The sequence below is a fragment of the Geobacter sp. genome, assembly GCF_030834625.1.
GTDB lineage: Bacteria > Desulfobacterota > Desulfuromonadia > Geobacterales > Geobacteraceae > Geobacter.
Window position 1 is genome coordinate 18894 of sequence record NZ_JAUQXO010000021.1, and the last position, 13051, is coordinate 31944.

Consider the following 13051-nt stretch of genomic DNA (forward strand, 5'->3'; position numbering starts at 1 on the left):
TTAAGAGCATTGACAAGCACGCCTGGCATCTACGCACTGGCTGAAAAATGCCCCACCATGACCCCACATACGCCGTCACCCTCCGCGACCTGGAAAAGCGCTTCGGCGACTTCGTGGCCGTGAACCGGATATCCCTCGACGTTAAACGGGGGGAGATCTTCGGCTTCCTGGGCCCCAACGGCGCGGGGAAGTCCACCACCATCCGGATGCTCTGCGGCATTCTCCAACCCACCGCCGGCAGCGGCACCGTGGCCGGCTTCGACATCGTCCGCCAGCCCGAGGAGATCAAGAAGAACATCGGCTACATGAGCCAGAAGTTCTCCCTCTACGAGGACCTGACCGTGGAGGAGAACATCGACTTCTACAGCGGCATCTACCGGATTCCCGACGCCAGGAAGAAAGAGCGCAAGGAGTGGGTCATCCGGATGGCGGGGCTTACGGAGCACCGGGCCTCCCGGACCGCCATCCTCTCCGGCGGCTGGAAGCAGCGGCTGGCCTTGGGGTGCGCCGTTCTCCACGAGCCCCCCATCATCTTCCTGGACGAGCCCACCTCCGGAGTGGACCCCATCAGCCGCCGCAACTTCTGGGACCTGATCTACCACCTTGCCGGCGAGGGAGTCACCGTCTTCGTCACCACCCACTACATGGACGAGGCCGAGTATTGTGATCGGCTGGCACTCATCTACCGCGGGGAGCTCATCGCCCTGGGGACGCCGGGGGAGCTCAAGACCCGCTTCATGGAGGAGGAGATCGTGGAGGTGCGCTGCAACCGGCCCCAGGATGCCATGGAGACAATCGAGGCCCTTCCCGGCATCGGGCACGCCGCCCTCTTCGGCCGGGCGCTCCACGTGGTGGCCCAACGGGCCGACATGGCGATTCCATCCATCGAACAGGCCCTTGCCACCGACGGGTTCACCGTGGACAGCATCGAGCGGATCGTCCCGTCCCTGGAGGACGTCTTCGTCTCCCTCATCGAGGCCAGGGACCGGGAGGCCGCACCCCAGAAGGGATTCAGCCGATGAAGCTTCAACGCGTGGCGGCCGTGGCCCGCAAGGAATTCATTCACGTCTTTCGGGACCCCCGGAGCCTCGGCATGGGGATCGCCATCCCCATGTTCCTTCTCTTCCTCTTCGGCTACGCCCTCACCCTGGACGTGGACCGGGTCCCCCTCATGGTCTGGGACCAGAGCGGCACCACTGAAAGCCGCGATTTCATCAGCCGTTTCGACGGTTCCCGCTATTTCGCCCTGACGGGGCATGTCGACACCTACCGGGAAATCGAGGGGGCCATCGACCGGCGTGACGTCCTCATGGCGCTGGTGATCCCGGCCGATTTCGCCCGGAAGGTCCGCACGGGCACACCGGCCCCGGTGCAGGCGATCCTGGACGGCAGCGACTCCAACACGGCCACCATCGCCCTCGGCTATGCGGAGGCTGTCACCCTTGCCTGGTCCCGGGAGGTGTTTCTTGAGCAGGCTCGGCGCCTGGGCACCGTCCCCACCGCCGGCAGCGTCGATGTGCGCCCCCGGGTCTGGTTCAACAACGACATGGTTTCCCGCAACTACATCTTCCCCGGGCTCATTGCGGTTATCATGATGGTCATCGCGGCCCTCCTCACCTCCCTCACCGTGGCCCGGGAGTGGGAGACCGGCACCATGGAGCAGCTCATCTCCACGCCGCTCCGAGGGCCGGAACTCATCGCCGGCAAGCTCATCCCCTATTTCGTCATCGGCATCCTCGACCTGATCCTCTCGGTCCTGGTGGGGGAGTTCGTTTTCGATGTCCCGCTGCGGGGGAGCCTCTGGCTCCTGTTCAGCATGTCGTTCATCTTTCTTACCTGCGCCCTCGCCTTCGGGCTCCTCATCAGCATCATCGCGAAGAACCAACGCCTTGCCTCCCAGATCGCCATGGTAACGACCATGCTTCCGGCATTCCTTCTCTCCGGCTTCATTTTCCCCATCGAGAACATGCCGCCTCCCATCCAGGCGGTCACCCACATCATCACGGCCCGTTACTTTGTTACGATTCTCAGGGGGATCTATCTCAAGGGGGTGGGGCTCGGGGTGCTGGCGCCGGAAGTGGTGTTCCTGGCGGTCTTCGGCGTGGTGGTGCTGGCCCTGGCGGTGAGAAAGTTCCGGAAGAAGGTGGAGTGAGGCGATGCTCGAACGGCTCAAGTGCATGCTGGTGAAGGAGATTATCCAGGCCCTGCGGGACCCTCGGATGCGCTTCATCCTCTTCATCATCCCCGCCTTCCAGACGGTGATTTTCGGCTACGCGGTGAACACCGACGTGCGGAACGTGACAACCGCCGTCTACGACCTGGACAACAGCACCGAAAGCCGCGACCTGATTGCCCGGTTCCAGCGATCGGGCTACTTCCAGATCACCGAGCACATCAGGCGGGAGGGCCGGGTGCGGGAGCTCATGGACCGGGGAGAGGTGAAGGCAATCCTCCGGATGAACCAGGGCTTCGGCGCCGACCTTGGGGCCGGGCGCACGGCCCCGCTCCAGATCATCCTGGACGGCACCGACTCCAACACCGCCGGCATCGTCCTGAACTACGCCTCGCGGATCGCTGCCCGCTTCAATGACGAGCTCCAATCGTCCCAACGTGCCCGCAGTCGGGGAATGAGCCCCTCCGCCGCCGGCGTCCAGCTCCAGAGCCGCGCCTGGTTCAACGAGAACCTGGAGAGCAGCAACTACTACGTGCCCGCGGTCATCGCCAACATCGTCCTGATCATCACCATGCTCCTCTCCGCCATGGCCGTGGTGCGCGAGAAGGAAATAGGCACCATGGAGCAGATGATCGTCACCCCCATCTCCCGGAGCGAGTTCATCCTCGGCAAGACCATCCCCTTCATCCTCATCGGCTTCATCGACGTGGCGGTCATCACGGCCGTCTCAAAATTCTGGTTCGATGTCCCGATCCGGGGGAGCCTCCTGCTCCTCTTCGGCGCCACGGCCCTCTTTCTCATGAGCACCCTCGGCTTCGGGCTCTTCATCTCCACCGTGAGCACAACCCAGCAGCAGGCCATGATGAGCTCATTCTTTTTCATCTTCCCGGCCATGCTCCTCTCCGGGTTCGCCTTTCCCATCGAGAACATGCCGCAGGTCGTCCAGTACGTCACCTACCTGAACCCGCTGCGCTACTATCTGGTCATCATTCGGGGAATATTTCTGAAGGGGGTGGGAGCAGATATACTCTGGCCCCAGATGGCGGGCCTGCTGGTGCTGGGGAGCGTCATCCTGGCATTCGCGGTGACGCGGTTCAGGAAGACCCTTGCGTAAGAGGGCATTATGGAAATTGCTGACGTCTTTTCCTCCGCGACAGTGCATTTCCGCCTGAACTGACACCTTCAAATTTTCAGCACAAAACCAACATAAAATAATCCTCCTTAAAAACGCTAAAGTTAGTGCACATCGTGCCGATACGGTAACCATACACCGTTGGAGAACTTACATCCCCCCTCGCAGAGCCGGCAGAGCAGGCTCAAAACGACTCCACGGATAAACTCCTGGAGGCTTGCCATGAAACTCAGCACGAAAATTTCCCTCATCAGCGCATCTCTACTTGCCATATCGGTTGTTTTGACAAGTGTCATCATCATGTCGGTCCTTCACCGGGATATGTCCACACTGGCAACGGAGTCGCAGGAAAGCCGGATGAAGACTTTCTGGGAACTGCTCGGACAAAAAGGGACGGAATGGAAAGTGGTGGACGGCACTCTGAAGGTTGGCGACTATGGGGTCAACGGCAACTTCGAACTCCCCGACAAACTGAAAGGGTTGTGCGGAGGTACGGCAACCATTTTCATGGGGGACAAGCGGGTTTCCACGAACGTGCTCAAGCCCGACGGGAGCAGGGCCGTCGGAACAGCCCTGCAGGGACCGGCCTACGACGCCATCTTCAAGGAAGGAAAACCATACCGGGGAGAGGCCAAGATCCTCGGCACTCCCTACTTCACGGCCTATGATCCCATCAAGGACGCCGGAGGCAACACCATCGGCGTACTCTACGTCGGCGTCAAGGAAAGCGAATTCATGAGCTCCTTCAACCGCCTGACCTGGGTTGTCGCTGGACTGGTGTTCGTATTCATCGCCGTGTCGGCGACACTGATCAAGATCTTCGTCACGCGTTCCATGAAGCGGCTCGACAAGGCGGTGGAGGTTCTCGCCCAAGTGGCTGACGGAAACATTGGCGTAAGACTGCCGAGCGGCACAGGAAAAGACGAAATAGACCTCCTGACCGGCTCGGTGAACACGATGCTCGACGAGATGGGCGCCACCCTGACGCAGGTCATCTCGGCATCCAATCAGGTGGCCGCTGCCGCCGGGCAGTTGCAGGGAGCGGCAATCCAGATCGCCACCGGAGCGGAAGAGGTGGCGTCACAGGCTGGCACCGTGGCAACGGCCAGCGAGGAGATGGCTGCCACGTCGCTCGAAATCGCCCATAACTGCGCCCTGGCAGCAGGAAGCTCCGACAAGGCCAGCGGCTCGGCCGACTCCGGCGCCTCCGTGGTCATGGCAACGGTGGAGGCAATGAACGCCATATATGGGCAGGTTCGGGATGTGGCCCAGAACGTGGCGAGCCTCGGCACCCGAAGCGACCAGATCGGCGAAATAGTGGGAACCATTGAGGATATTGCCGACCAGACCAACCTGCTGGCGTTGAACGCGGCCATTGAGGCGGCCCGCGCCGGGGAACAGGGGCGCGGGTTCGCCGTGGTGGCCGACGAGGTTCGGGCATTGGCAGAGCGCACCACCAGGGCCACCAAAGAGATCAGCCAGATGATCAAGTCAATCCAGCATGAGACGGCGTCCGCAGTCTCGTCCATGAACCAGGGCGTTACCATAGTCCAGAGCAGCACCCAGAAGGCTGCCGAATCGGGAGAAGCGCTCGCTGACATCAGGACCCAGATAGATTCCGTGGCCCAGCAGGTGAGCCAGATCGCAACCGCGGCCGAACAGCAGACTGCAACCACGACCGAGATCAGTAACAACATCCAGATGATAACCCAGGTGGTGGGAGAAACGGCCAAGGGAGCCCAGGAATCCGCAGAGGCGGCAAGCCATCTCCGAGAACTCTCCGAAGACCTCAGGAAGATGGTGGTGCATTTCCGTATGAACTGACCTCCCTCTACACCTCAGCACCCAGCAATAAGGCGCGGAGATGGCTCTCCGCGCCTTTATTCTTCATCCCCTGCCGTTGACGGCGGCAAAGCTACGCCTGATACTTCCCGTAATGGACGATCTCATCCAGCGGCTTGCGGGGGGGCCCTGCCTTCACTTCCTCCAGCGGGTAGCCGAGGGGAAAGAGCCCCACGATCCTCAGCTCCGCCGGGATGCCGATCAGCTCCCCCAACTGCTCCTCGTCGAATACCCCGACGAACACACTCCCCAGTCCCTGGTCATGGGCGGCGAGCATCAGGTTCTGGGCGGCGATCCCCACATCGGTCAGATAATACTGCTGACCCCGCAGCTCCCCGGACTGGGGCGGCTCGCCGCAGGCGATGATCACCACCGGCGCCTCGGCAAGGGCCTTGCGGGCCGGGTTCGACTTGTACCCCTTCGGGGCGAAGTACGTCTCCACGTAGGACAGCTCGCTGATCTGCGCCTTCGTTGCCTGATCCTCCACCACTACGAACCGCCAGCACTGCATGTTGGCCCACGACGGGGCCAGTCGCGCCGCCTCAAGCACTGTCTGGAGCTTCTCCGGCTCCACCGGCCGGTCGGAAAATTTGCGGACGCTTCTCCTCGTTCTGATTGCTTCCAGTGTCTCCATACCTTGGTTTCCTTTCTCCGCTCGGTGAAGGTTGTCAGCGGACTGACGCACTTCTCAATGGACTGCCGATTTCAATAATCAAAATGTATCACAACCACCACCCCACGTCCTCTCAATCTATCGCCACCACAAAGCTGCCGGGATAGCTCCCCCGTTCCAACTCCCGGCGGGCCTGCTCGGCCTTTTCCAGGGAGCCATATCTGCCGACCCGCACCCGGAAGAAACGGCTCCCCTTCACCAGCGCCTCCTGGACGGAGGAGTCCCCGTAGCGCTTCTCCAGCTGTACAGCCAGCCGTCGGGCGTTGTCTGGCACGGTGAAGGCGGCCACCTGGACGGCGTAGCTGCCGACGTCGTAGCTTGCCGGCGGACGATAGGCCGCGGTGCCGGTGGCCGTGTCTCTGCGATACCCCAGGGCCTCGATCCTGACCGGCGCGATCCCTCCGTCGGTGATCCCCAGCTGCCGCGCCGCGGCGTATGAGAAGTCGATGATCCGCTCCTTGACAAAGGGGCCCCGGTCGTTGATCCGGACAACCACCTCCCTGCCGTTGCTCCTGTTGCGCGCCCTGACGAATACCCCCAGCGGCAGGGTCTTGTGGGCGGCGGTCAGCCCGTGCATGTCGTAGGTCTCGCCGTTACTGGTGAGCTTGCCGTGGAAATCCTCCCCGTACCAGCTAGCCATCCCTTCCTGAGCGAACCCTTCGTGGCTCATGAGCGGGTCGTAGCGCTTCCCGTTGACGATGTATGGCTTCTCCCACCCCTTGCGGCCTCGCGTTTCGGGGGTGTCAATGACCCGCGTGCGATAGGTGGTGCAGGCGGAGAGAAGCCCCGCAATCAGCAGCGACGCTAGGGCATGCCCAATGACTGATACCGGTCGTTTTCTCAGCGTTTCACCTCTCCTGCCCCACAGTTAAGAAACAGAGGACTGGTTCTCCTTGCCGCTACCTGCCCCGTCATTTTCCGGGAATCCGCTCAACCAGCGTCGCCGTCACGCTCCCCACCGTAACCTTGGTCCGGGCCCGCACCGGGATGCGACGCTCGTCGTCGGTGAGCCAGATGTGGACCGTCCCCTTCCCCTCGAAGACCCCCTCGGAGGCTACCATCGGCTGGATAACGATGGTGTTCACCTCGCCGAAGACCGTCTTGATCCGCTCCTTCCGCAGGACCCGCACCGCGATCCGCCGCTGCCGCTTGCTGTCGAGGATGTTGACTGTCGGGGACTTCCCTACCTCCAGCGGCAGGTAGCGAATGTAATAGAAGCTGCCATAGACGTCAATGGTATCCACGGGGATGGGAATGTCGACCTTATCTCCCTTCAGGTTGTCGCGATAGTGGGCCACTCCCCGCTCCTGTTCGAAAAAGATCTCGCGGTCCCGCTGGCGGCTTCCCTCGCGGGTTTTCAGCCGGTAATGGCGGGCCAGCCCCGGGAATGGCCCGCGGTTCCGGTCATAGGAGCTCTCGATCCGGTCCTCCACCGGGAAGAAGGTCGACAGCCAATCGTTGGAACGGGCCGTGGAAACAATCTTCCGCGTGGTTCCGTCCTCCGTAATTTCCTGACTCGCCGTGCCGACGGATATTCCGGTCCAGGAAAGCTCGTAGACAAGTTTCTCAGGGACTTTCGAGTCTGCCACTGCCTGCGTGGCAAGCATGACCAGCACGAGAACCATCGTTACACCGTTAATGAATCCCATAACACCTCCGCCGTTTGATGATTCTCTCCATCATCCGCAAAGTATCCCACAGAGCGGCAGGAACTCAACCCCCTTGACTACCGGACGGTCCAAGGCACAATTGTCATAGGGTGTCCGCAACAGCACAAACAGAAACGCGGACCAAGGAGGATGCCATGCCGGAAAAACTGCTCGTGCCATCCATCGAACAAAGGCTCGCCGGAATGGTCGAGGTCGCTCGCAGGATGAAGGGGAAAACCGAGACCGAAAAACGTACCGGACACAAGCCAACTATCACCATTTCGCGGGAGTTCGGCTGCGAGGGGTATCCCGTGGCGGAGCGGCTCAAGGAAATCCTTGAGCTCTCGACCAAGGAGCCATGGGTCGTCATGGACAAGGCGCTTCTCGAGGAAGCAGCGAAACACCATGACATTTCCGAGGAGGTTTTCCGATCCCTTGGCCACCGGCCCCGATTCCTCGACGACATGATTTCCACCCTCACCCCCCGCTGGAAGAGCGAGCGGGACCACTACAAGCTCCTCTGCAGCCAGATCGTCTCCCTGGCCGAGGTGGGCAACGTGATCATAATGGGAAGGGGAAGCTCCATCATCACCCAGCAGATGAACAACTGCCTCCATTTCCGCATCTATGCCTCCCACCATTTCAAGGTCCGCTCCATTGCCCGGCGAGCAAAAATTTCGGTCCAGGATGCAGAGCATTTGGTGGAAAAAAGGCAGAAGGAACGGGACAAGTTCATTCGCAGTTTCCTCGACCGGGACATCACCGATCTGAACCTCTATCACCTTGCCTTCAACAACGATAAGAACTCGCCTGCTCAGATCGCCCAGACCATCGCCGATTACCTCTGCCAGAAAACCGCAGACTGATTCCTGGTCAGGTACTGCAAGGGGAGAACGGCACTCATCGCCGCTCTCCCCTTGCGTTCCCAAGCGCCGCCGTCTATACTCCACCGATGTTAACTTTCACCATTACCGAATCCGACCACTGCCGCACGGTGGAGAGCTTCCTCAGGAACCTCCTCCCAAGCGCTCCTTTCGCCTACTTGGGCAAACTTGTCCGAGGGGGGCATCTGGCCGTCAACGGCCTCCCTGCCACCCCCGACACTCTCCTGGTCGCAGGGGACGCGGTCACCCTCAAGGAGAGTAACCGGACGCTGGAGCTCATGGCCGTCGTGCCTCCCTACCTCGACATCCTCTTCGAGGATGACCGGATCATCGTCGTCAACAAACCGCCGGGGTTGCCGGTGCACCGGACCGCCGAGGACGAACAGACACTCGTCGACGTGGCTGAACAGTTTCTGGCCGATCGGGGAACCCCGGTGAAACTCCGCCCCGTGAACCGTCTTGATCGAGGCACCTCCGGCGCCACGATCTTCGCCAAGAGCGCCACGAGCGCCGGCATCTTCGGTAGGCTCGTCAAGGAGACCGGTCTCGGCAAGCTCTACCTGGCCGTTGCCGATGGCAAGCTGCCGTCCGAAGGGACCATCGACGCACCGCTGGAAGGCAAAGAGGCCCAGACCCAGTTCCGCACCCTCTTCCAAGGCCATGGTGCGGCCCTCCTCCTCGTCACCCCTGTCACCGGCAGGATGCACCAGATCCGCAAGCACCTCGCCCTCACCGGCCACCCCGTGCGAGGCGATCGCCGTTACCGGGGCGCCCCCCTCGCAGACTACCCTGGCCACTGCCTCCATGCCTTCCTGGTTTCCTTCAGCCATCCTGTCACAGGGGAGGAGATCGTCATCCACGCCCCTCTCCCCACAGGTCTGCTGGACCAGCTGCGTCGGTTGGCCGGCGAATTCTTCCCCCCTCTGCTCCGCTCACTTCCCGCGCTGTCGCCGCCGTAAGGCTTCGCAGAATGCGGAAGCACCATTGCCATCGCCCTTTCTTACCTCGCTGATCGGCCGGAAGATCTCCATCGCATTCGCCGGGCGCGGACAATTCAAGCAAAGAGCGGCTTTCTCCTTGATTTTATTGAATTTATTTTGAAGCCATATTACCTTTTTCTAATTGACTGCACCTTGTAGAAATGGCATAATTCACCCCGTTTTAGCCGGGCTCGTCCCGTTGCCGATCACGTGAGACACGCTCCCCCTCCCACCGGGAAATGGAGCAATTACCTTAAGTCATGTGCGAAGAGCACAGAGGAGGAACGATGAATGCAGTAAGACGCATCAGGCTCTTTGCCGTCGCTGGCCTGACCCTGGCGGTTTCGCTCTGCCTGGGTTTGGGAAGCCCGGCCAAGGCCGCCCCGGCCGCCCCGAAACTGGTTCAGGACGACTGCGTGAAGTGCCACGCCCAGCCCCCGGCAGACATCGCCAGCGCCGGTGCCGGCCACAAGAAGATCACCTGCTTCGACTGCCACGCCAGCCACCGCCCCGCATCGAAGAACAACATCCCCCAGTGCAGCCAGTGCCACACCGGCAAGAAGCACTATGAGCTCGCAAACTGTCTCGGGTGCCACAAGAACCCCCACACCCCGCTCAACATCATCCTTTCCGGCAACATCACCGATCCGTGCCTGACCTGCCACAGCCCGCAGATCGAGCAGCTCAAACAGTTCCCGAGCAAGCACACCAAGCTCTACTGCTCCACTTGCCACAACGTCCACGGCAAGATCCCGGCCTGTACCCAGTGCCACAAGCCCCACTACGCCGAGCAGACTGCCGGCGACTGCAAGAAGTGCCACAAGGCCCACCAACCCAAGAACGTAGCCTACGGCAAGGAAGTTCCCAACAAGGAATGCGGCGGCTGCCACAAGAAGGCCCTCGACCTGCTGACCGCCAGCCAGGCAAAGCACAAATCCCTTGCCTGCGTCTACTGCCACCAGGACAAGCACAAGATGGTTCCGGCCTGCCAGAGCTGCCACGGCACGCCACACCCGGCTGCCATGCTTGCCAAGTTCAAGGGTTGCGGCGACTGCCACAACATCGCCCACGACCTGAACCGCTGGGACGCTCCGTCCAAGACCGCTCCGGTCAAAGCTTCTCCGGGAAAACCGGCAAAGAAGAAGTAACCCTTCTCCGAAGCTAACAAAAAAAGGCCTGCACACTCGCTGTGCAGGCCCTTTTTTTAATGGTAACCAACGGCTATTAATGAACGGATAACTTCTCCCTCATACTGCCCGAGGTGAGCATGCCAGGACATCCCTCCTGCTCATGATATATAAGGGCCATCTTTTCGTCGCAAAGGCATCGGCACGGCTTCGCCACTTCAATCACCTGAACATCACGGCCCCATTATACAAACAATAAGAGGGCGGTTCCACCAGTGGAACCGCCCTCTTATTACTGCGTTATCAGCCTACCGCGAACTATTCAGCCTTGGTGACGACCACCTTAAGGGTAGCTGCAATCTCAGGATGTACCTTCACAGAGGCGGTGTACTCACCGATATGCTTGATTGGCTCTGCAAGGGAAATCTTCTTCCGGTCCACCTCAACGCCTTGGACCTTCAGATGCTCGGCAAGCTCCATGTTGGTAACGGCGCCGAACAGTTTCCCTTCCTCACCTGCCTGGTGAACGATTGCAAGGGTCAGTCCCTCAATCTTGGCAGCAAAGGCCTTTGCCTGCTCGAGGACCTTGTTGCGCTTGTACTCGAGTTGACGCTTGGCATGGTCAAGAGCCTTGGCGTTCTTCTCGGTGGCTGCGATGGCATAGCCTCTCGGTAGCAGGTAGTTGCGGGCATAGCCCGGTGCAACCTTTACGATGTCGCCGATGTGACCAAGGTTTTCCAGATTTTCTTTGAGAATAACTTTCATCGATTTTTCCTCCCAGCCTGATTATTACAGGTTTTTTCGAATTCTCGGCCTGCGGAAATCCGCCCAGAGGTCAAAAAGCCCCAAAAGCGCCACTGCAAGAGCCAGATACGCCTGCAGAACGAGCAGGACATAGAAAAACATCCTGAAAAATGCCGGCACAGTGTACGCCGCAAAAAAATGCGCTACCACTGCAATCCCCTGGATGAAATAGAGGAACCCGGCAACGACGATTACATTAAGGGCCGCCGCCTGCACGACATGATTGTCGACAAGAAGGGCAAACCCTGCGACTATTACTCCCCAAACCAGGTGTTCGGGGTTTCTGAAGCTGCTCAAGGTTGCATCGGGAAGCTTGACCGTCAGTCTGTCCCGAAACCGGCGAAGTATGAACAGATTGATTCCGGCCACCGAAACAAGAGTGACCAGGAGCATCGCCGGATAAATCTGCCCGAAGAGGGCACCGACCTGCTCCAGTCCTTCCTTGAGAAACTGGAGATCGTCTCCCGTGGCTCCTCTCGCCGTGTACAGGGTAATGGTCTGTTCCAGGTTTGTCCTGATCGCCCCAGTCACCTGACCGTGGAGATCTATCCCCTTCACAATTCCATACCCGGACACCGTAGCGGCGGCAACCACTGCTACGGTAAGCACCGCTGAGGCAAGAGCACGACTGAAACTGTAGCCTCGAGCCAGAAAGTGGGACAAGACAACCGACAGCAACCCAGCCTGGATCAGATACAGCATAGCTACCGACGGGCCACCGATCAGAACAAGGATCAGAGCCGTTACGAAAACGACGGAAACTCCGACTACCCATCGCCCCCACTTCAGTTGGTAGAAGAGAACAGGGAGGGGAGCCACAACCCCCGCCCCGATTCCTAGCAGAGGCACCTGCAGGTAGGCAACAAACAGTACTACCGTCAGGCACACCCCCTTGACGATGTCGAGAAGGATACCCCGGTCGCCAGTCACCATCGAGCGCTTCGCCGCTTACGCGACGACGTGCTTTGAGGCAATCGGGATAAGGGCGATATTGCGTGCCCGCTTGATCGCCTCGGTGATCTCACGCTGATGCTTGGAGCAGTTGCCGGAGATCCGCCGCGGAACGATCTTCCCCCGCTCGGTGATGAAGGAGCGGAGAACGCGGGGGTCCTTGTAGTCAATGGCAAGATCCTTGTCTGCACAGAAGCGGCAAACCTTCCGGCGCTGGAAGGGTCTTCTCTTACGAGGACCGTTGCCACGGTATTGGGGCCTTTCAGGCCGCTCGGATCTTTCAGTTCTCTCGGGTCTTACAGTAGTTTCTTCACTCATCTATCCTGAACCTCCGATCTCTTATTCAGCGGCTTCGGCGGCCGGCGCCGTCTCGACAGGGGCAGCCTTTGCTGCAGGAGCTGCGACTTCCTTCTCGATCTTCACGCTCTGATAGCGCAGGACCTTGTCGTCAAGGCGCAGACGCCGCTCCAGCTCGGCGATCAGTGCGGCGTCACCGTCAAAGCGGATGTAATAGTAGCGGCCCCGCGGGTTCTTGTTGATCGGGTATGCGAGTTTCCTCACCCCCCAGTCCTCCAACCGATGGAGATCACCCTTCATTGTAGCAATGATGTCCGTAACCTTGGTATTGAGCCCCTTGAGCTCATCATCACCAAGGTCCGGCTGGACGATCATTACCGTCTCGTACTTCCGTACCATATGTATTTCCTCCTCACGGATTAGTAGCCCCGGTCTGACCCGGAGCAAGGAGCTTGCGGCCCACGGCCGCTGCAAAAAAAGAAGCGTACTACAGGTTGCTCTGCCGTTCAAGAATTTTATCGTAAAATGCAGCCAGTCCG

General features: G+C 60.1%; 14 protein-coding genes. 7 read left to right on the top strand and 7 right to left on the bottom strand.

The features are described 5' to 3' along the window. Positions 1-47 precede the first annotated feature (47 nt). From RCH91_RS05360 to RCH91_RS05375, 4 genes are all read left to right on the top strand, one after another. The gene (locus tag RCH91_RS05360; RefSeq protein WP_306533561.1) at positions 48-1022 is read left to right on the top strand and encodes an ABC transporter ATP-binding protein; all 975 of its coding nucleotides are present in this window, start codon (positions 48-50) and stop codon (positions 1020-1022) included. Next, complete coding sequence (locus RCH91_RS05365) at positions 1019-2152, top strand: ABC transporter permease (RefSeq protein WP_306533562.1); 1134 nt, start codon at positions 1019-1021, stop codon at positions 2150-2152. The genes RCH91_RS05360 and RCH91_RS05365 overlap by 4 nt, the downstream gene beginning before the upstream one ends. Positions 2153-2156: 4 nt before the next feature. After that, the gene (locus RCH91_RS05370) at positions 2157-3287 is read left to right on the top strand and encodes an ABC transporter permease (protein ID WP_306533564.1); all 1131 of its coding nucleotides are present in this window, start codon (positions 2157-2159) and stop codon (positions 3285-3287) included. A gap of 240 nt (positions 3288-3527) precedes the next feature. Then, positions 3528-5129 carry a methyl-accepting chemotaxis protein gene (locus RCH91_RS05375; protein WP_306533566.1) on the top strand — a complete coding sequence of 534 codons (1602 nt, stop codon included), beginning with the start codon at positions 3528-3530 and terminating at the stop codon, positions 5127-5129. 91 nt (positions 5130-5220) lie between these two features. On the opposite strand, the gene RCH91_RS05380 is transcribed toward RCH91_RS05375, so the two are convergent. The 3 genes from RCH91_RS05380 to RCH91_RS05390 all read right to left on the bottom strand — a co-directional run bounded on the left by RCH91_RS05380 (position 5221) and on the right by RCH91_RS05390 (position 7469). Next, on the bottom strand, positions 5221-5781 hold the full coding sequence (locus tag RCH91_RS05380; RefSeq protein WP_306533567.1) for a nitroreductase family protein: 561 nt from the start codon (positions 5779-5781) through the stop codon (positions 5221-5223). 112 nt (positions 5782-5893) lie between these two features. Beyond that, positions 5894-6460 (bottom strand): SPOR domain-containing protein, encoded by a 567-nt coding sequence (locus RCH91_RS05385; protein ID WP_306533568.1) that lies wholly within the window; start codon positions 6458-6460, stop codon positions 5894-5896. Positions 6461-6731: 271 nt separating this feature from the next. Further along, a complete protein-coding gene (locus tag RCH91_RS05390; RefSeq protein ID WP_306533570.1) occupies positions 6732-7469 on the bottom strand; it encodes a DUF3108 domain-containing protein in 738 nt (245 codons plus the stop codon). 155 nt (positions 7470-7624) lie between these two features. Between RCH91_RS05390 and RCH91_RS05395 the strand changes: the two genes are divergently transcribed. The 3 genes from RCH91_RS05395 (at position 7625) to RCH91_RS05405 (ending at position 10481) form a co-directional block, all read left to right on the top strand. Next, positions 7625-8335 carry an AAA family ATPase gene (locus tag RCH91_RS05395; protein ID WP_306533572.1) on the top strand — a complete coding sequence of 237 codons (711 nt, stop codon included), beginning with the start codon at positions 7625-7627 and terminating at the stop codon, positions 8333-8335. Between the two features lie 86 nt (positions 8336-8421). After that, the gene (locus RCH91_RS05400) at positions 8422-9312 is read left to right on the top strand and encodes an RluA family pseudouridine synthase (protein ID WP_306533573.1); all 891 of its coding nucleotides are present in this window, start codon (positions 8422-8424) and stop codon (positions 9310-9312) included. Between the two features lie 308 nt (positions 9313-9620). Then, complete coding sequence (locus RCH91_RS05405; RefSeq protein WP_306533575.1) at positions 9621-10481, top strand: cytochrome C; 861 nt, start codon at positions 9621-9623, stop codon at positions 10479-10481. 297 nt (positions 10482-10778) lie between these two features. On the opposite strand, the gene rplI is transcribed toward RCH91_RS05405, so the two are convergent. Genes rplI through rpsF form a run of 4 tightly spaced genes read right to left on the bottom strand, consistent with a single transcriptional unit; the run spans position 10779 to position 12911 of the window. Further along, positions 10779-11225, bottom strand: a complete 447-nt coding sequence (gene rplI, locus RCH91_RS05410; protein ID WP_306533576.1) for a 50S ribosomal protein L9 — start codon at positions 11223-11225, stop codon at positions 10779-10781. Positions 11226-11249: 24 nt separating this feature from the next. Then, the gene (locus tag RCH91_RS05415; protein ID WP_306533577.1) at positions 11250-12197 is read right to left on the bottom strand and encodes a YybS family protein; all 948 of its coding nucleotides are present in this window, start codon (positions 12195-12197) and stop codon (positions 11250-11252) included. 15 nt (positions 12198-12212) lie between these two features. Beyond that, complete coding sequence (gene rpsR, locus RCH91_RS05420) at positions 12213-12533, bottom strand: 30S ribosomal protein S18 (RefSeq protein ID WP_306533578.1); 321 nt, start codon at positions 12531-12533, stop codon at positions 12213-12215. Positions 12534-12554: 21 nt separating this feature from the next. Further along, positions 12555-12911, bottom strand: coding sequence for a 30S ribosomal protein S6 (gene rpsF, locus RCH91_RS05425; RefSeq protein ID WP_306533580.1), 357 nt, complete (start codon positions 12909-12911; stop codon positions 12555-12557). Positions 12912-13051 lie beyond the last annotated feature (140 nt).